Source organism: Bacillus sp. GM2 (genome assembly GCF_056155945.1).
The window spans coordinates 15,841-32,934 of the sequence record NZ_JBRKSZ010000001.1; the positions used below are offsets into that span (position 1 = coordinate 15,841).

Sequence of the window (17,094 nt, forward strand, 5' to 3'; positions counted from 1 at the left end):
TCACCTCAGTTGCAATACAATGCCGGCTACTTTGTTTCCGCTCATTGCGGTTGATCTGTTTTCATACGCATCTGTGACGTATATGAGGACGGCCAGTTTATATAGTTCCGATTCCTTGTCGGTTACACCGGCGTTTTCCAGATGTTTCTCTGCGGCGGAAATAAAAAAGGAGATAAGGGAATCCTCCTCATCTCCATCAATCCGCAGATATTCTTTTACCTCATCGGGAGTGATTTTCATATTTACTCACCGCCAGATGGTGTTGGTTCGACAACAGTGATCGTTACGGTATTCTTAACCGTTGTCTTAACTTTCGATTTGACAGTAATCGTAGCAGATCCGGCTGCAACCGCAGTTACCTTTCCAGAGCTCGTCACCGTTGCGACTGACGTGTTGCTCGACGTGTATGTTACGCCTTGGTCAGCTCCACTTGGCGATACTGTTGCGGTAATTTGCTGCGTCTCACCTACGTTCAATGTTTTAGACGATGGGCTGACGCTGATGCTTTCCGGATCAGGCACAGGCGTCGGTTTTGTCGTAACGGAAAGTTCGTTACTTAGCTCCGACGGATTACCCGCCATTGAGATCGCCCGTACTTGGTATTTATACGTAGTTTCCGGTTTTAAACCGCTCTCACTAAACGATGTACCGACACGGGTCCCAACGGAAACCCCGTCCCTAAAGATTTCGTATTCTTTGATTCCCCCAGCAAAGGCTACGGCATCCCAACTTAGGGATGCCGATGAGTCAGTCGAAGCTGCCTTTAGCCCTTGGGGTGCTTTAGGGAGTAGTGTCTACTTTAGCGATACGGAATGCAGATTTCAGTTTAATTTTGTGGTCGAAATACGCAGTAAGAACGAATACATTTTCGCCAGTTTTAACGTCTTTATCGCTTTCGTAAGTGATTGCTGGATCATAGTTGAAGTGAGAGTAACGGAAGTCACCGACGATAGGATCAACCGCAGCGTCACAGAATTCAACTGGTTTACCGATGATTTGTTCCGGTTGTGCACCGTAAAGAGTTGCACTTCCATTAGCCAAAGTTTCAATGATTTCGAGATAGTCTGCGTATGTCATCATTACTTTTGCGTTTTCACGGAAGTCCTCCGGAAGATCAGCAATAGCTTTTTTGATTGCTTTATATTTATCTTCCGCAGATACTTGCTTAATTCCGGCAGCGTAGAAGGACATTTCCTCTTCTCCCTGTTTCGGTGTTACTGCGAAAGAAACTTTTTTCTCTTTTGCAGCTAGGCCGGATTGTAAAGCGCGCTCAACTGTAGCGACCAGATCAGTATCAGTAGCTGCCAAAATAGTTTCGGAGATTTTTGCCATGACTTTGAATTTGCGACGTCCGAAAGTAACTACATCTCCGTCTACTTCAAGTTCTTTAGCAGTCTGCAAGTCTTGGATGAAGTCATCATCGTCAAGGGAAAAATCAACTTTAGGGATTTCGAGATTTGTTACACTCGTATACGTTGAAAGCTCACGCAACGGATTCTTTACAAAAGGTTCGTGAATAAGTTCTTCCGAAACTGTTTTAGGAAGGAGTTTTTCCCCGCCTGTTCCGTTATTATCTCCTAACGCAGCACGTACCTCAGGAGCCGGTACTTCTTTTCGCATTGTTGCACGGATTAATCCAGCTTTAGCAGAAATTTTCTTAACTTTTGGATCTTCGCTGTTAAGTCCAGCAGACGCGCCTGCTTTTGCTTTTTCAAGGCTTGCTTGAATTTTAGCTTTTTGTTCCTGCTCTAAAGCATCGTGTTGATTTTGCAGGATATCCATGCGTTCTTTAAGATCGTCTCTTTTTTGTTTTAGAGACCGTACTTCGTCGATAGAAGCGTTAGGGTCGGCTGCTTTGTTCATGATTTCTTTTTCAACCGACGCTAATTGTGTACCTACAGTGTTTAAGTTTGCCTTCAGATCAAATAGTTCCATTAAATGATTCCCCCGTTTTGAAGTTTTAGTAAATTCGTTTGTGCTTCCGCGATAAGCTGCTCACGGAACAGGCGCTCTTTTTCCGCCTGCTTTTCGTCCTCTTTCGTCTGATTAAGAAGTGATTCCGGAGTGTTCCGGTACTTCGCAAATAACTGCGTGTCTACTTTCGCAACGGCAGCGCTAGGAGCTTCGATAGAATCGCACAGCCCTAAATCGAGGCATTCTTGCGCCGACAGCCACGTTTCTGCGTCCATAAGTTCGATCAAACGATCACGATCGAGTTTTCCGCCTGCTTTTTCGAGGTAAGCTTCGATAAGACTTTCGCGAATGCGATCCATGTCGTCGGCTTGTTTGCGGAGTTCTTCCGCATTGCCTTGCGCAACAGTCCACGGATTATGAATCATCATCATCGCGTTTGCAGGCATAAAAATAGCGTCACCGGACATTGCGATGACACTTGCGATAGAGGCCGCCAGCCCGTCGACGTAGACGTTAACGTGGGCTTTGTGCCGCTTTATGATGTTGTAGATCGAATTCCCTTCGAAAACAGAGCCGCCTGGCGAATTAATATAGATATTTAGCGCAGATACTTCGCCAAGTCCGTCTAAATCCTCCTTGAAAGTTTGCGCAGTCACTTCGTCCCCCCAGAACTGGGTCGAACTGATTTCACTGTAAATGTAAATCTCGCCTGTTTTAGCGTCATTCTTCGCCGCTTTGATTTCCCAGAACTTCTTTATCGTCCTCACCTCCTTTCGAGTCCTCGTTATCATCTTCGTTAATTTCTAACGATGGAGGCGTCGGGGCATCAGCCGATGTTATTTTCTGTTGCGCAACCTGGTCGATTGGGAATAAATCTTTGCTTAAATAAAGCGTATCTCCGCCCTCTTCCGGCGGCAAATCCTCCCACGCACGCACCTCATTCGGCTTAAACCAGCCGCTCCGGATACCTTGTTGATAAAAATTACCGCGGGTCTGCATGTCCCCACGCAGTAACGCGTTCATACTGAACTTAAAATAATAACCGGACTTGCGTTCCTTTTCGGTCAGCAGCTTCCGGTTAAATTCTTTTTCGTATTGAGTTGCGATAGGCATTAGCGTGCCTTGTACATAATCGATATAAAGCTGCTCCATATTGGAGACGCTGCCTTGTGTCTCGCCAAGCATGTACAACGGAATATTAAAGGCCTGCGCGACTCTTGAACGTGTCACTTTTTCGACCTCAAACGCCTTTGTATCGATGAATTCCTTCTTTAATTCGCGTATTTTTACCCCCGGTTCCTGAATTAAGAGGCCTCCGTTGTCTTTATAGAAACTTTTAAAGTTCTCTAACATCTTTTCTTTGCGTGTATCGTCGAGCTGATTCGCCAATTCCAGAATGAACGATATCTTTGCTCCGTCCATTTGTTCGAGACTGAACAGCCGGACGTCGCGATCAAAGTCGAGAGCGTTCCGCAGAACCTTTAGCGGTGAGATTCCTCTCAACCCGTCTACCGACGTATATTTAACGTGAATCATGTCCATGTTGTGAACGAAATAATTTCCGTTGTCTCCTAAAATCTCGTACCAAAGTTCACGAGTAGTCTCTTCAATCACCGGCTGCACTCTCGAAGGATCCAAAACCTCTAATCCGACGACTTCATAGCGCATTCCGTACCGTTTTATTGCGTAAGCATTGCCATATACGGCCCGATGCGTCTCCAAAAGGCCGATAAATTGCCCGGATGTCATGTTATGATTCGGCGCGTATGTCAGAAGCTCGGAAGCCTGAGACTCAATCGGTTGATAATTTTTATACGCTTTGATCGGTAGGCTTGACATTGTGTTTGATAATCGCGACACAGCCGAGAAAACCGTTTCGTTGTCAACTAGCGCATGTTCTCCGTAATTTCCTAGAATAGTAGCACGAGGAATAAACCAGTGTGTTAGATCTCTTCTCGTTTCCGCCTTGACATCGGATGGTTTGCGAAAAAAATTCCGAACATTGCTCCAAAAGCCCAATTTCTCACCTCCTAACCGTTTAATAGATCGCTAATTGAGATAAATCCGACGCTTCCGCCCTCAACCGGCTTCGTCATATCGAGATAAACCTGTGTATGTGCGTTCAGAAAAGCCGCAAAGCCATCGATTTTCCGGTACCTCGTTTGTTTAGTCGGCAACCAGTTACCGTTCCGATCTTCGACGAGCTTGACGTTGTTTAGATACCATGTGAAAAGCTTGTTTTCGTTGTAAACGACGTTTCCGTCAAGCAATAATTCTTTGATATGCTTTAATGGGTCACTCAGAGTAATGTACCCTTGTCGCACAACTTCCGTTTGAAATCCGTAGTTTTGAAGATCGTGAACCAATCGCATCGCATTCGCTGGGTCAAACGTGATCTTATCGATCTGATATTTACGCGACATTTCAACGAACCAGTCGTAAACGTACTCATATTCCACGTATTCGCCCGGAATAATCGTCAAATATCCGTCATCTTGCCACTCTCGGTACGGTATTTTCTCGTTATCTTTCTCGACTTTTGCCGCCGGAACCCATGAATGAGACAAAACAAAAACGCGATTATCCGGCAAAATAAATTCCAGACACGCGCTCGTAAAGTCTTCCGTTTGTGATAAGTCGAAGCCGCCGATACATCTCATGCCGCGCAGTTCTTCGATATTATGATATTTGTTATTACGTTTTATAACTTCGAAGTCTACAAAGCTTTGCTCGCCGTTATCCACGAACATATTAAACTGCTTCGTAATCCAGTCGTTTCTCTCTTGAGGGATGTCGCGATCCGACCGGTAATCCTGAACCATTGTTGGAAGCTTCATCGTTACCCCCATATTCGGGTTCGCTTTTATCCATTCAGTCGGCTGATCTATCTCCTTTTCGTCGTCTAATTCCGCAATAAAGTAGAATTTTCGGTCCTGTTCATTCGATCCTTCAAGAACATCGGAAGCAACTTCGTAATATTCAACTAATGGGCCGTCTAAAACGTACCCTGCGGTCGTAATATAAATAACCATCGGCTGTCTCCGCGCAGACCAGGAGCGCTTGATTACGTTTATCAGCTTAAATCCTTGGAACTCGTGTATCTCATCAAAAATGCCGAGGTGAGTATTAAGTCCGTCAAGCTTTTTACTATCGGATGCTCTTGGCTCAATACGACTCAAAGACTTCATATCGAATATTCCTTTTTGGTTTTCCTTCATATTTCTCCGAAGTGCTGGCGACTTCTGAACCATCGCCCGGCTTTCATCGAAAAGTTCACCAGCCTGCTGCTTCGAGTTGGCTAAAACGTAAACACGCGCCCCCGGTTCGTTATCTTTTGATATCGCAAAGTTTGCTAATCCGCTAATCATCGTCGTTTTACCGTTTTTACGGCCAATAAAAACCAGGCCCTCGCGAAATCTCCGCAACCCGGTATCGCGATGCACCCACCCGTAGAGTGAGCCGATTACGAAATGTTGCCACGGCTGAAGCGTTAGGTTGGCGTAATCACCTTTTGACGGTTTGCAAAACTTTTCAATGAACCGAATTGGCCGGTGTCCTTTTTCGATATCAAATACGTAAGGAAATTCGTCAGTACCAGCGCGCTCCAAGTCTCGCAGGTGACGTTTACACGCCAAAACATTTTTCCGACTTGCTTTAATTTCTCCCGCAACAACTTTCTCCGCGTAAAAGGTTGTAAGTAGATTTTCGGCCGGTTTTTCGCATATAAATCCGGCCATTTTTTGCGTTTTTAGCCAGTTTTCGAACCATTTTTCAAGCTCCGTAGGGCTAGAATTCGTCGTAATCGTCGTCACTTTCACCACCACCCGCGTTTAATTCTTTGCGCTGTGCCGGCGTAAGATCGAGCGATTTCAGAAGATTGTTTAACGTCGTCACCGTCTTCGTAAGCTCAATCGCTAACGGATTTTTGACGAGGTTTTCCGCGCCTGCTTTGTTCGTATGCCGCATCATTAAAGGGTTTTCGGCTACTTCCTTTTTTAGTCGGCGGTAAAACTTATGAGTGTCGACGTAAAGTTCGATCAGTTCTTCATCCGATTCTTTGTATCTGTCTCCGAGATATTCCCGGATTTTTTTCGCTGTCGGTACCGCCATTAAAACACTCCTTTCATTCGGGGAGACCCCCCTTTAATGTAAAATTTCTGGTCGCGCAACAAGCGAAGGGGGCCCGCCGGTCCCTTGTATTTTTGTTTTTTAGTCCAGAGGGGAGGGGGCTATATTTCAGGGTTAGCCTCTGTCTTTACAACTCTAATTTTTCTCTGTTTCCTCTCTGTTTTGGCACTTTTCTGTCCCTTCTCCGGATGGCGTTTGTTGTGGCAGGAATTGCAAAGGCTGACCAAATTTGATGCATCTAAAGCTAATTCAGGGTATTCTCGCAGCTCCTTTATGTGGTGTACAGTCTCTGCTTTAGTGATCGTTTTATTTGCGAGACAGTCTTGACACAGGTGATGGTCGCGCTTGAGCACTAAGGCTCGGCACTTAGCCCAGGCTGTAGACTTATAGAAAGCACGTGCTTCCGGGTCACGCTTATGTCTGTCGTAGTAGTTACTCATCGCCTTGCCCCCGCCATGAATCTCGATAGGGTTAGCGCATTGCGCCCTGGTACTATCGTTATGGATGGCTTACAGAACGGACGGCCAGCCAGTTGTATAAGTCCAAGCTCATAGTCGCGTTCTCTTCGTTGCTCTCGTAGGTATCTATAGCGCTGCTTACGTTCTCTATTCACAGGCCTTCTCTCCTACGCACAATTCCTTTGTCTCTGTTACCGGAAGCTTAGTACATGTATTGGCGTGCTTGATACGGAAATAAGTACCACCGATCTGTTTATCGTTTTTAGTCCGCCACTCGAAGTCTACCGCAATACGGCCGGTAATCTCTTCGCCCTTATATACAACGCGCGGTATCGATTGTTCATCCGTTAGTTCTATCGTTAGTAAGTTCGGTTTAGGTTTGACCTCCAACGCTATCCCTCCGTTTCCTTCCGTTTATAGCGTACTTCTAATCCTCCATCGTCATTTACCGCAAAGATAAACTCGTTAGCTCCATCGTTCATTAGTCCGGATATGACGCTTTTCGTTGCCTCCCGTTCTTCTTCCGTACTGTATCCCGGAAGCTTTACCTTAACGTAATTCTCTCGCTTCGCTGTAGTAAACGTGATAGGCGTTACATAACCGGTATAAGGCTTAATAGATACGGACGTACTACCGTACTTACTACGTATATACTCGACCGCATTAAGCGCAGCATTAATCGGATTAGCCAACGTCATCCCTCCTTTCTCATACTAAAGCGTCAATCACTCTACGGTGATTTACCAATCCGACGCGCCCACCAATACCGTTGCACTTTGTCTTTATCTTTTATATAAGTTCTTTATCGCGATAATGTATTTAATAGATTACCAATATCTGCGTATCGTATGAGCGCAGCGAATAGATCGCTATTATTTGTTTCTCTTTTACGTATTGCTCTTTTACTTCTTTCTCTTTTTACAGCCCGTCCTGTGCATACGATCGATAGTATGTCCTGCGCATATTACCGGTAGTATGTCCTAGGCATACTATGCGTCAAATCAACGTTTTCGACGCTTCGGCAAGTACACGCTAAAGTCCGGTCGCACCGTTTCGCCGAACTCATTAACGATATATCCATCGTCAGTTATGTGCGGACAGAACGACGGAAAGTACCACTTGAAACGCTTTGTCCCTTCGTAATGTCCGGTCGTCCGTATGATCCCGTTAGTCTCTAAGATCGCGGCCAGCAGATTAATCCGGTTACGATCGACGCGAAGGTGCTGCTGAATAGTTTCGTAGTTTAAGAAGCAAGCGCCGAACCTATCGTTAAGGCTTCCGTCACTGCGCGTATAGTTACCGTCGATATACGACTGCAACAGAAAGTAAAACGCCACCACATCGCGTATCTCCGGTTTACGTTTGTAATCGGCATAGACTACGTCATAAGCTTCGTTAATTAGGCGCGGAAATACCTTGCGCATAAGCTCACGGCTATATACCTCGAACCCTTGCGGACTGTCTAAGAGCGCGGCTTTGTCATTCGGCATAGGCTTGCGGTCTGGTTGGTCGCCGCTGTTAAGAGCTACAACGTTACTCATCTCCGCAATACCTCCGTTTCAGTTCCGCCATCTTGGCGTCTATCTCCGCTTTTAACCGCGCCGCCTTTCTCTCACGCAGCTCTAACGCTTTAGCACTCGTTGGTGGTTCCGATAATCTCAACGTCTTGAGCTCGTCAATAAGCCTCCGTACTCTATGATTCGTTACACTGGCAGAGTAATGATGACGGCAGAACGGGCATGTGAAGTAGGTTTCTATAATACCTTTACGGTGCGTTTTCTCTTGCGGCACAACGGCGAAAGGACCTCCGCACTTATCGCAATTAACCTGCATTTAAGTCGACCTCCGTCCCCAATGCGCTGTTATTTATTTCGGATAACTCTTCCGCGGAATAAAACGTCCGTGCTACCCCGGTCTTCGAATCGAGAATCTGATACGTATCGCGCGGAAACTCTTGCGCTAAGTAATGCGTCAATTCTTCGGTTGTGTTAAACGTTAAATGTAAGTCGTGAAGCCCGCCGCCTGGATAAAAGTCATCAAACGCGAATAAAATATACCGTTTCACTCTGCGCCCAACTCCTTCCGAATCAATCGCTCGGCCTCAACGAATGAAAGAGTGTCAGCCTCCGGAAACTCGAACACGGCTTCTAAACGATTTCCAGACTCAAATTCGACGGTAGCTTCGGCCCGCATTCCGATAGAAAACGACGTTAATAAAGAGCCATCAGCGAAAATATTATCGGCCATTAAATGCTCAATCTTATAAACGCGTACCCTCATACACCATCGCCCTCCTCTACGTAAGTAACTTCGTATGCATTATCGATAACCCACCGAAACATTGGATCGTTTACAATCGGATTATCCGCGTAGCCCGGTAGCATAAATAGCGCAACGTATTCCGGGTTTATACCGTCCAGTACGTAAGGATTACGCGATACAAATTGCGTGTACTTATAGCTCGGATAGTTCGTTTTCACCCGTTTCCATATCGTTTTGGCTTCGCTAACGGTCCTTCCTACAACGAGAGCGAGTCGCCACTCTTCTTGTTCAGGGCCGTCGGACAGAGCGAAAAAGGCTTGGCGCAATTCATCGAGCTGTTCGTCATATTCGTCGCTGGCGGTAAGTTTAACGGTTATTTTACCGCTCATCAGCGCTCCTCCTTCGAATTTCCTTTCCGACCAGATAAACGGTAGGCTCTTCGTCTAACCTATCGAATATAGACCGCAATGATCGGGTCGTCTCCCAACCGTCAGCTAACGGTTCCTCACCGAGCCGTTCAGCTAGGTCCTGAAATTCGGCCAGCGCCTTAGTCGCCGCCTTTGCTTCGCGTTGAACCGCCTTGAGTCCGGTTATCGCGTCGGATACATCCAAGTCGATTTTAATTTTGCCGATTGATTCGCGCTTTGATTCCGCCATTCACATCGTCTCCTTTTTCGTTTTTAAATACCGGGCTTGGTCCGCATCGTTGAGAGGCGTTCCGGCTTATTTATCGCAAGCACAAAAAGAGCGACCCATATTCGGATCGCCCTCGTTCTGATTGCGTTATGTAATTATAAGTTTTTAATAAGTTCTGATATGGCGGAAGAGGGATCTTTAGCAACTGGCGGGAAAAGATTTCTAACAACTATAGTTGCAACCGCCACTATCTGAGTGTACATCCCAGTAAAAAATAAATTACATGTCCACTCTGGAGGCCTGAAATTAGGCAAGAATCCCATTAGAATAAGAATTACGTTCCCCAAAACCATTTCAATACCTAATGCCAATAAAATAAAAGTGGCTATCCTCTTCCGCATATTCCTTTCGTTTAATTCGTTCTCTTTCCAAGTCCCTATGACTTGTCTTAGTTTAAAGCTGTTATCTCTGAGTTGCGTCAGTCTTTCTATGACATCTGTCTGTTCAGGTGTTACTCCATCCTCCACAGAAAGCTCATCTTCGGTGTCAGCTAGTATACTTGATACTTTTATTCGGCCCGAAAAGTAGCTACTCTCTAAACTGCCTGACATCCGCTACACACTCACTCCTAAATTATTTAATCTATACTTCATGGCAGTCCTAGAAACTCCAAAATAGTGACTAAGAAATTCCACATCACCTGACATTCCCCAAATCTTTAAAACAAGTTCTCTAGGCATTAACAAATTGGCTGCAAAGTCGTTAGCTTCCGTTTCTTCTTTATTTTTTTGACCATTTCTAAAAAATACTGATTGCTCATCGATAAAGTCAGTTTGGGATTCAGCATGCAAAAAATAATGTCCAAGTTCATGGGCTATAGTGAATCTTTTCCTTACGGGCGCGTCATCATGTTTAACGTAGATTGTCGCAACTCTTGAATCATCGCCAGGATGAACCTGCAGCGCTCCGGAGATCATGTCGGTTGTAAATTCCGCATTTATGACCTTGATTCCGAGTTTCTCAGCAATCGCAATCGGGTTAATGGGTTCGTCCTGTGATGTGTAGGCCTGTAAAACCTCTTGTGCTTTTTCTTCCCCAATAGTTCTCATGTCTAACATAGTATTCACCCCTTTTTGGAGTTTAAACAGCTCGATGATCTCAGCCACTTTAACCACCTCTCAGTATATCTATTCCCGTTTTTCGGAGTAGATAACCTGAGTGTAAGAATATTTTAGCAAAATATGCATAACATGTGCATCAAAAATGATTAATTTTATTGAAGAAAAAACAAGTTTATTTTTGGTGCATTTACTTAACACCGCTAAAGTGCATTTTTTGTGATCTAAAGTAGGAGCAAGTCTTGTCGTATACGAGCAATTCTCGTTTGATCTACGGGCATACCCAACATTTTCGATAATCGCTTCATGTCTTGGTAGTTATCCGCGATCGTCTGCCTTATTAGTTCCCTTCATAGTTGCCTACGAGACACCCTTACGTCCCTCCCTTCGAATTTACACGAAATTAGCGCTTCTAACCGTCACCCTACCGAATACCCTCGGAGAATACTAAAACGTCTAATTTCGTGTGATTTGCGCATTCCGCTTTGTGCTCGTTAATGACTTCGCCGCAATATGTACTAAAAGGACGCCAAGTGTGCGGCTAGTGCCCGTTGTTGCTCCGTAGTTGTAGCGTCCTTCTCATAACGTATAGACAACTACGCGTGTAAAAGTTGATATATTAACGGAATATTTTCGAATGTTTTAAAACATAGCGCCCACTCCGTCGCTTACGCTCCTCCGTGTCCGCGGATATTATTAAGACCTTATCGCGATACAATTATTTATACAATATACATGATTGCGTTTCTGCGGGACGGAGTGAAACGTAGTTCCCGCTAGTCTTCGGATTCAGAAGACTAAGAAGTGATTACAGACTGAAAATCGCTGTATCCCTTGCGGCTGTAAGCATGAACCCCATTTTCGCATGTACGAATAAAGTCGTGTTTTTGGCCGATTTGTACGAATCACGTCGTGTTCATTCTCAATTACTTTATTCTAATTGAGAATATGTCGGTAATCATCCGACTTCTCGCCGTCATATCAACCGTATTATTATTCATATTAACGTATAAATATACGACATTAACACGAAGAAATAGACGCCAATCATTCGTCAGCGTCTTCATCCAGGTCGATAAGCTCCCGTATATCCGATATATTCAACGCGGTTGCAATCCGACTAAGGTGGTCGAGCTGCACCCGTTCCTTAATCCCGCGACACAGTTCGCTGATGGCAGACGGCCTTATTCCGGTTAGCTCTGCGAGTTCCTTCTGCGTCATATTCTTCCGATCAAGTAGCTCGGCTATCTTTAATTTAACGATCATTTGCCGGCACCTCCTGCGATTATTATAACGTAAAAACGATATTTTTGTAAATAACGCATTTACGTTATAACGGTTATGCGTTATAATTAAAGTAACGAAAGGAGGTGAACGTAATTGATTGACACCGTAATGAAGCTTTCGGCGATCCTCGCAACTTGGCTCGGAATTCTAAAAATCGTCTTAGAACTCCGGAAGATGCGAAAGGAAACCGAAAGTAAGGAGCGACGGCCTCCGACCAAGAAGCACCGTCGCCGACAATAAACACCGAGGGGCATTTCGCCCCTTGTCAATCAATTATAACACGAATGAAACGAATTGATACTACGGAAATTTTGTTAATTGTCGTCTTGCTCGCCTGGATTGCGGATATGAACTTCGGCCGGCTTTCCGTCCTGGACTGCGTCGGCCTCGGTTCATCTGTCGTTTTTATCGCGCTTCTATTCTTTAGATCGAGGAGGAATCGGTCACACCGCCGCTGAAGCCGCAGCAGGCTGATCAACTTCTCGATCTATATCAACGCCCTGACGCCGGCAAAGCGTATCAGATCGGCTTCAATCTCGGCTATCTAATCGCAAACAAATACGGAGGTAATGACGATGAATAAAACGAAACTCTTAACGGCCATCCTCGGCCTATCACTCGCAGGCAACGCGGCTCTCGGAATCTACGCTGCCAAACTAAACGAAGATGTCGATATTGCTTATCGTGTGGCTGACGACATGGCAGCCGAAGCTAAGGACGCTCAGGAAATTGTCGAAGGGAAAGACTACGCGGTATCAGCGGACGACGGCGGCTTCTCTTCCGATCCGGCAGCCACAGACGCAAAGCCAGGCGATCGGATTAGCGTTACTTTTACGAAGGATCAATACGAAAATGGCAGCGGATTTAAGGCGATTAAGGTTATCGAATAACACACGAAATCAGGCGTTAAGCGGCCGCCGATACCTAATATACCCGCAGCAGATTCCGGCGGCTCCTACGCTTTAATTTCGTGGAAAAAACGTTGTCTATGTCGTTGATTCAACCGAGCTAATGTCGTATCCTATTAGTCGGAGGTTGAGGACGAATGGAATACGAAACAAAAGGCTATGATACGACGATTGTATACGACTACAAAGAGTATCCGGACGCTCATCATGGCCGCTGCGACAACTGCGATTATACACTGTTCAAAAGTTCGGTGAAGGACGGGATATTTCTTCGCGAGTGCCGTAGATGCGGAATGAAAAAGAGCATATAAAACGAAAAGCCCTACTCAAAATTGAGTCGGGCTCTTTATTTACAAACTTTATCTTGACACTCTGGCTTCTCTTCTGCGTCCACTGAAGAAATGCCTATCTCATCGTTAGTTTTATCATAAGTACCGAAAAACTCTTTATTTTTATCCCCATTTATATATCCTTCTACAGTTATCCCGCCCATAGGGTCTATGTCATATGAATCCGAAAAATTTATTTCTTTAATATCTTTATAGTTTTTTTCTAAAAAAGTTTTCATCTTAGTTTTAGCCTGATTAAACAACTCGGTTTCTGCTACTTTTTGATCGTGTTGGTGCTTCATGTAAATACCTCCAAATGTTATAATTACGATGGAGATTAGGATAATTATGTATTTTCTCATAGACTCATCCTTTCCTAAAACAATTTTACATTAGAGTTGAGGTGTTGTACATGCCTAAGAATATCGATATTCCAAACATTAGCGATAAAGAATATTATTATTTAAGTAGGTTTTCTTATAACTATGACAAAATCAAAAAATCATTAAAAGAAAATAGACCTTTAACGACGAGTAGTTCTTCTCGGTGGTATGTTGAAAAAATTAAGTCGGATGACGATACCGGACTTGATGCGGTTGTTCTGTCACAAGCCGAAGAGAAAAACGGAAAGTGGGTTAAATCAGATAACCCCAAAAACGTCGTCGTAGCCTTCGCCGGTACTGACGCCGGAAAGGACCCGATCGATGACTTAGTAAAAGCAGACGGTGGAAATATCGTGATGGGGCAAGATCCAAAAAAGAAAACGCATTATATAATCGAAAAAGATGCGAAAGATACATCCAAAACACTGGGAAAATACAATTCCACACCCTCACAAGACGCTATGCTTAGCACCGGTAACTACAAATTGATTACAAAACCGTCCCAAATCGGTCAAGCCGACGATCTTATAAGAGAAATCAAACAAAAATATAAAGGCACCTCGACGATCATTTCAACGACTGGACACTCACTCGGAGGTGCAGAAGCGGAATACAGTGCGGTCAACAACGATATCTATGCCGTCGCATTCAACAATCCCTCCGTCGTTAAATTACATTCCGAAGAAAAGCAAAAGGAAATCAATAACGGTGAATACAACCGGTATGTAAAGTCGATCGTAAATCCGGATGATATGATCGGAGCCGGTTGGTGGAATGAGTACGACCGCCACAATGGAACAACGATATATACAAAAGATCCTGCTGTATCGAATGCTATGCGCGAAATGCGAATGCGAGGCAAGGTAACTGATCAAATTGGCGAAAACGCTGCGTACTTCTTTCAGACAGCAATCTTGGGGATGCCTGATACGCATTGGGTCGGCAGCAATAATTTCTCTTTCGACGAAGACGGTAATATTAAGAATATAGACGGCGATGAACTCGTTTATGACAAAAATTTAAAAGCGATGCTCCCACCGGAAGTTGCCTCCGGAAGTGGCGCAATTAAAGTAACACCCGAAGTTGCCAAGCAGCTCGCGCAAAAAGTAAATGCGATCATCGATGACTTGCGTACGATGAAAAGAGAAGCGGAAAACGCCTACCAGGAACATGACGCTGCGATAAGCGATTTGAAATACGATACCTATCGCCAGGTCGGTCACGGCTTATACGATCAGCTTACGCTCGATGATGTAAACAATACGCTGAATGATTTGGCGCAGTCGTTCGATAAAAAAGGGAATCCGCTGTTTTACGATGTCGATGCCGAAGCGGCCTATATCGCGTCATTGCAGGATACGATTTCAGATTTAGAGGAGATCAGCGGTTATCTCGCACAAATCGCAAAGGATTTCAAATCAAAAGACAAGATGCTCGCAAACTGGTTAAAGTTATAGGAGATGAGTAGATGGATACGTTAGATCAAATAATCAAAAAGCAGAACGACCCAATGGAAAAGCGCAGGCAGCTTGCTATGCTGAAAACGGGTATGAGAGGCGTGGCCGGAACCAAGCTCGAATCCGTTCGAAATACCCTCAGACCGAAATTCAAAGTAGATGACATACAAAAGGAAATGAACAGCGTCTATTCATCACTTCTCTACAGCTTCGAAGGGAAAGCGCAGCAGGCGCTCGCACAGCGGATCAGCCAAAGCGCTCAGCAGCTTATTCATACGGAACAGGACGGAGAAAGCTTTGTGAATGGGTTTAAGACGAATTAGAGGCGCCAATTACGGCGCCCTTTTTCGTTTATTTACGGTTTCTTAACGTTAAACATCGCAAGCAGCGTCTTATCCGGCGCCTTGGATTGTCGATAAAACACGTTAGGATTGAACGTATATCGCTCCGGTTCGCTGCCGACCTTTATTCGCGCGACAACGAACTCCCCATCGAATTTCATCTGCTTCAGCCGCCGGCCAAGCGTGTCCGGCGTTACTCCGATCGCGGCCGCTAGCTCTTTCTTATTGAACCATCGAATATGCTTCGGATTCTTTTCGAAAGGATTGGCGCATAGAGCGTTTGTTTCGTAGTGGATGAACGGCAGCATCCGGTAAATCAGTCCGATGTCTGTCGCCTTCACTTCGCTGTATACCTTCTTAATTTTCGCAGTATAGAGTTTGACAACGTACTGACTACCGAAGTTACCTTTGAAGTGGTAGCGCTCGTTCACCGAGTATATGCCGCCTTCTTCCCGGATAATATCGTGCGTGAATACACGCGTTCAGAAAATCGTAGAATGTCATACGGCTTTTTCGTGAGCTGTAGAACGGACATCATATCCGCTGTCTTCATCGGAGTTTTATCGCGGCTAGATTTAACGAGAACACCGTTATAGTCGACGTAGCATTGTAGCAACATCAAATACCCGCATTGTGCCGTTGTGAGAGCGTCATAGACTTCGTGAATATAAGACATATTGGCGTTGGAAAAGTCGCGTCTGTCCGTTGTCTGTTTCTGCTGTTCCCGGAAAGCTTCGTCCTGGTTCCGGTGTCTGAGCGTATAGTCTGTTGATAGGTCCTCGCCTGTCTCTGCGTTTACTACTCGTAATCTTTTCAAAATATCGTCCCCTTTTTAGCAAAATAAAAGAGCGCGGATTTGGCGCCCTCATAACGTATAGCCAGCAAAACGGATTAAAACGGAACAACTAATGAATGAATTTTTCGCCCGTTGCGATATTGACCGTAAATTGTCCTTCGGATTTTCCTTTTACGAAATCGTTATAGCGGTTTCTTCGTTCTTTATTCCGAGCCCTAGCCACCCTATCAACGAACTTTTCCTCGTATGAAGAGCGTTTTCTTCGCGTCGGAACTTTATAATTTCGACCATCTGCCCCGCACTCTTCTGCGAGCTTTTCGGATGCCTCCGACTTGATGCGCTCTTCTCGCTGCGTTTCGCTCATGATCGGGTACTCTTCGCGAGCCATTTTATCTGGGTGTGGGTTCGTTAGCTCTTCGTAGATTACGAGATTCGCCATACGTGCAAGCGCGATAGAATCCGGATGCTCTCCGACGGCATCGAAGTAAGCGTCGGCCAGCGCAGTGATCTCCTCGATGCGTTGGATTCGATCAAGCTCTCCGGCCTTTGTTCGTTGTTGTAATTCCGTAATCATTTCGTGCAGCAGCGCCTTATCCATTAATTCGTCCTCCCATCGTGTACCCTTCGCCATGTCCCGCCCAATAGTAGTAAATATCCGCAATTGAATCGGCTGCACGATTTATCAGATGATTAATCGAATCCTTGCCAACTCTCATCCGTTTCCCCGCCTCGACTTGCGTCAGGTCTTCGAAATATACGAGCCGGATGGCTTGACGCTGTCTGTCGGTCAGATCCGCAAGCTCAATCGCATTGTGCAGATCGAGAAGCACTTCGGCAGCTTCGTATTCGCCGAGTCGTTTGCGGCTGACGAATTTCGGATAATCGGAGAGCAGCGTTTTGACACCCTCCGCATTGTCTAGCGCATACGCCGCCTCAAATTCGCGATCCTTTCGGTGTAGATCGACTTTGACTGATCCCATTAAACCGCCTCCAATTTCGATGTTTTGTCCTTGCGCCTTAGGAATCGCATTATCAAACGATATAGTTGCGAAAGAATTTTTTCGTTAATAACTTCGT

The 17,094-nt window shown here is 45.2% G+C and carries 27 protein-coding genes and 1 pseudogene; 5 read left to right on the forward strand and 23 right to left on the reverse strand.

Annotated elements, in window-relative coordinates; genetic code table 11:
• From ACVC9U_RS00090 to ACVC9U_RS00175, 18 genes and pseudogenes are all read right to left on the reverse strand, one after another.
• Entirely contained in the window at window positions 1-240 is a 240-nt protein-coding gene (locus tag ACVC9U_RS00090) for a head-tail connector protein (RefSeq protein ID WP_017474199.1), read from the reverse strand.
• Between the two features lie 2 nt (window positions 241-242).
• Entirely contained in the window at window positions 243-581 is a 339-nt protein-coding gene (locus tag ACVC9U_RS00095) for an Ig-like domain-containing protein (protein WP_241494788.1), read from the reverse strand.
• A pseudogene (locus ACVC9U_RS00100) lies at window positions 555-767 on the reverse strand (fibronectin type III domain-containing protein); the annotation flags it as partial. The gene ACVC9U_RS00095 and the pseudogene ACVC9U_RS00100, both read right to left, overlap by 27 nt.
• A gap of 13 nt (window positions 768-780) precedes the next feature.
• On the reverse strand, window positions 781-1,935 hold the full coding sequence (locus tag ACVC9U_RS00105; RefSeq protein WP_017474201.1) for a phage major capsid protein: 1,155 nt from the start codon (window positions 1,933-1,935) through the stop codon (window positions 781-783).
• Window positions 1,935-2,681, reverse strand: a complete 747-nt coding sequence (locus tag ACVC9U_RS00110) for a head maturation protease, ClpP-related (RefSeq protein ID WP_441389982.1) — start codon at window positions 2,679-2,681, stop codon at window positions 1,935-1,937. The genes ACVC9U_RS00105 and ACVC9U_RS00110 overlap by 1 nt, the downstream gene beginning before the upstream one ends.
• The gene (locus tag ACVC9U_RS00115; RefSeq protein ID WP_441389983.1) at window positions 2,635-3,933 is read right to left on the reverse strand and encodes a phage portal protein; all 1,299 of its coding nucleotides are present in this window, start codon (window positions 3,931-3,933) and stop codon (window positions 2,635-2,637) included. The genes ACVC9U_RS00110 and ACVC9U_RS00115 overlap by 47 nt, the downstream gene beginning before the upstream one ends.
• 11 nt (window positions 3,934-3,944) lie before the next feature.
• A complete protein-coding gene (locus ACVC9U_RS00120) occupies window positions 3,945-5,651 on the reverse strand; it encodes a terminase large subunit (RefSeq protein WP_423250333.1) in 1,707 nt (568 codons plus the stop codon).
• Between the two features lie 49 nt (window positions 5,652-5,700).
• On the reverse strand, window positions 5,701-6,024 hold the full coding sequence (locus ACVC9U_RS00125; RefSeq protein WP_144573543.1) for a P27 family phage terminase small subunit: 324 nt from the start codon (window positions 6,022-6,024) through the stop codon (window positions 5,701-5,703).
• 119 nt (window positions 6,025-6,143) lie between these two features.
• Complete coding sequence (locus tag ACVC9U_RS00130) at window positions 6,144-6,482, reverse strand: HNH endonuclease (RefSeq protein ID WP_026699326.1); 339 nt, start codon at window positions 6,480-6,482, stop codon at window positions 6,144-6,146.
• 410 nt (window positions 6,483-6,892) lie between these two features.
• Complete coding sequence (locus ACVC9U_RS00135) at window positions 6,893-7,198, reverse strand: hypothetical protein (RefSeq protein WP_423122377.1); 306 nt, start codon at window positions 7,196-7,198, stop codon at window positions 6,893-6,895.
• Between the two features lie 303 nt (window positions 7,199-7,501).
• Window positions 7,502-8,041 carry a hypothetical protein gene (locus ACVC9U_RS00140; RefSeq protein WP_026699324.1) on the reverse strand — a complete coding sequence of 180 codons (540 nt, stop codon included), beginning with the start codon at window positions 8,039-8,041 and terminating at the stop codon, window positions 7,502-7,504.
• A 281-nt stretch (window positions 8,042-8,322) separates the two neighbouring features.
• Window positions 8,323-8,565, reverse strand: coding sequence for a hypothetical protein (locus ACVC9U_RS00145; protein ID WP_035333892.1), 243 nt, complete (start codon window positions 8,563-8,565; stop codon window positions 8,323-8,325).
• A complete protein-coding gene (locus tag ACVC9U_RS00150; protein ID WP_026699322.1) occupies window positions 8,562-8,780 on the reverse strand; it encodes a hypothetical protein in 219 nt (72 codons plus the stop codon). Before ACVC9U_RS00150 ends, ACVC9U_RS00145 begins: the two co-directional genes overlap by 4 nt.
• Complete coding sequence (locus tag ACVC9U_RS00155; protein ID WP_017474208.1) at window positions 8,777-9,151, reverse strand: hypothetical protein; 375 nt, start codon at window positions 9,149-9,151, stop codon at window positions 8,777-8,779. Before ACVC9U_RS00155 ends, ACVC9U_RS00150 begins: the two co-directional genes overlap by 4 nt.
• Window positions 9,141-9,419, reverse strand: a complete 279-nt coding sequence (locus ACVC9U_RS00160; RefSeq protein ID WP_069500351.1) for a hypothetical protein — start codon at window positions 9,417-9,419, stop codon at window positions 9,141-9,143. The genes ACVC9U_RS00155 and ACVC9U_RS00160 overlap by 11 nt, the downstream gene beginning before the upstream one ends.
• Before the next feature lie 134 nt (window positions 9,420-9,553).
• Window positions 9,554-10,009 (reverse strand): hypothetical protein, encoded by a 456-nt coding sequence (locus ACVC9U_RS00165; protein WP_048350003.1) that lies wholly within the window; start codon window positions 10,007-10,009, stop codon window positions 9,554-9,556.
• A gap of 3 nt (window positions 10,010-10,012) precedes the next feature.
• Window positions 10,013-10,564 carry an ImmA/IrrE family metallo-endopeptidase gene (locus ACVC9U_RS00170; protein ID WP_053073115.1) on the reverse strand — a complete coding sequence of 184 codons (552 nt, stop codon included), beginning with the start codon at window positions 10,562-10,564 and terminating at the stop codon, window positions 10,013-10,015.
• 999 nt (window positions 10,565-11,563) lie between these two features.
• The gene (locus ACVC9U_RS00175) at window positions 11,564-11,782 is read right to left on the reverse strand and encodes a helix-turn-helix domain-containing protein (protein WP_023856046.1); all 219 of its coding nucleotides are present in this window, start codon (window positions 11,780-11,782) and stop codon (window positions 11,564-11,566) included.
• 305 nt (window positions 11,783-12,087) lie between these two features.
• Between ACVC9U_RS00175 and ACVC9U_RS00180 the strand changes: the two genes are divergently transcribed.
• The 3 genes from ACVC9U_RS00180 (at window position 12,088) to ACVC9U_RS00190 (ending at window position 13,022) form a co-directional block, all read left to right on the forward strand.
• The gene (locus ACVC9U_RS00180; RefSeq protein ID WP_164674265.1) at window positions 12,088-12,261 is read left to right on the forward strand and encodes a hypothetical protein; all 174 of its coding nucleotides are present in this window, start codon (window positions 12,088-12,090) and stop codon (window positions 12,259-12,261) included.
• Window positions 12,262-12,378: 117 nt separating this feature from the next.
• Entirely contained in the window at window positions 12,379-12,693 is a 315-nt protein-coding gene (locus tag ACVC9U_RS00185) for a hypothetical protein (RefSeq protein WP_145689544.1), read from the forward strand.
• Window positions 12,694-12,848: 155 nt separating this feature from the next.
• Window positions 12,849-13,022: a DUF8096 family protein gene (locus tag ACVC9U_RS00190; RefSeq protein ID WP_145689541.1), complete on the forward strand. Its 174-nt coding sequence runs from the start codon at window positions 12,849-12,851 to the stop codon at window positions 13,020-13,022.
• 35 nt (window positions 13,023-13,057) lie between these two features.
• On the opposite strand, the gene ACVC9U_RS00195 is transcribed toward ACVC9U_RS00190, so the two are convergent.
• Window positions 13,058-13,402, reverse strand: a complete 345-nt coding sequence (locus ACVC9U_RS00195; protein ID WP_017474209.1) for a DUF1433 domain-containing protein — start codon at window positions 13,400-13,402, stop codon at window positions 13,058-13,060.
• Between the two features lie 50 nt (window positions 13,403-13,452).
• Here ACVC9U_RS00195 and ACVC9U_RS00200 point away from each other — a divergent pair, with 50 nt between their 5' ends.
• Entirely contained in the window at window positions 13,453-14,880 is a 1,428-nt protein-coding gene (locus ACVC9U_RS00200; protein WP_144573549.1) for a lipase family protein, read from the forward strand.
• A gap of 11 nt (window positions 14,881-14,891) precedes the next feature.
• Window positions 14,892-15,203, forward strand: coding sequence for a hypothetical protein (locus ACVC9U_RS00205; protein WP_080626789.1), 312 nt, complete (start codon window positions 14,892-14,894; stop codon window positions 15,201-15,203).
• A gap of 32 nt (window positions 15,204-15,235) precedes the next feature.
• Here the strand turns inward: ACVC9U_RS00205 and ACVC9U_RS00210 are convergent, their stop codons facing one another.
• From ACVC9U_RS00210 to ACVC9U_RS00225, 4 genes are all read right to left on the reverse strand, one after another.
• On the reverse strand, window positions 15,236-15,652 hold the full coding sequence (locus ACVC9U_RS00210; RefSeq protein ID WP_441389984.1) for a hypothetical protein: 417 nt from the start codon (window positions 15,650-15,652) through the stop codon (window positions 15,236-15,238).
• Window positions 15,649-16,038: a hypothetical protein gene (locus ACVC9U_RS00215; RefSeq protein WP_441389985.1), complete on the reverse strand. Its 390-nt coding sequence runs from the start codon at window positions 16,036-16,038 to the stop codon at window positions 15,649-15,651. The genes ACVC9U_RS00210 and ACVC9U_RS00215 overlap by 4 nt, the downstream gene beginning before the upstream one ends.
• A gap of 88 nt (window positions 16,039-16,126) precedes the next feature.
• Window positions 16,127-16,615 (reverse strand): hypothetical protein, encoded by a 489-nt coding sequence (locus ACVC9U_RS00220; protein WP_145689539.1) that lies wholly within the window; start codon window positions 16,613-16,615, stop codon window positions 16,127-16,129.
• The gene (locus tag ACVC9U_RS00225) at window positions 16,608-16,997 is read right to left on the reverse strand and encodes a sigma factor-like helix-turn-helix DNA-binding protein (protein WP_441389986.1); all 390 of its coding nucleotides are present in this window, start codon (window positions 16,995-16,997) and stop codon (window positions 16,608-16,610) included. The genes ACVC9U_RS00220 and ACVC9U_RS00225 overlap by 8 nt, the downstream gene beginning before the upstream one ends.
• Window positions 16,998-17,094 lie beyond the last annotated feature (97 nt).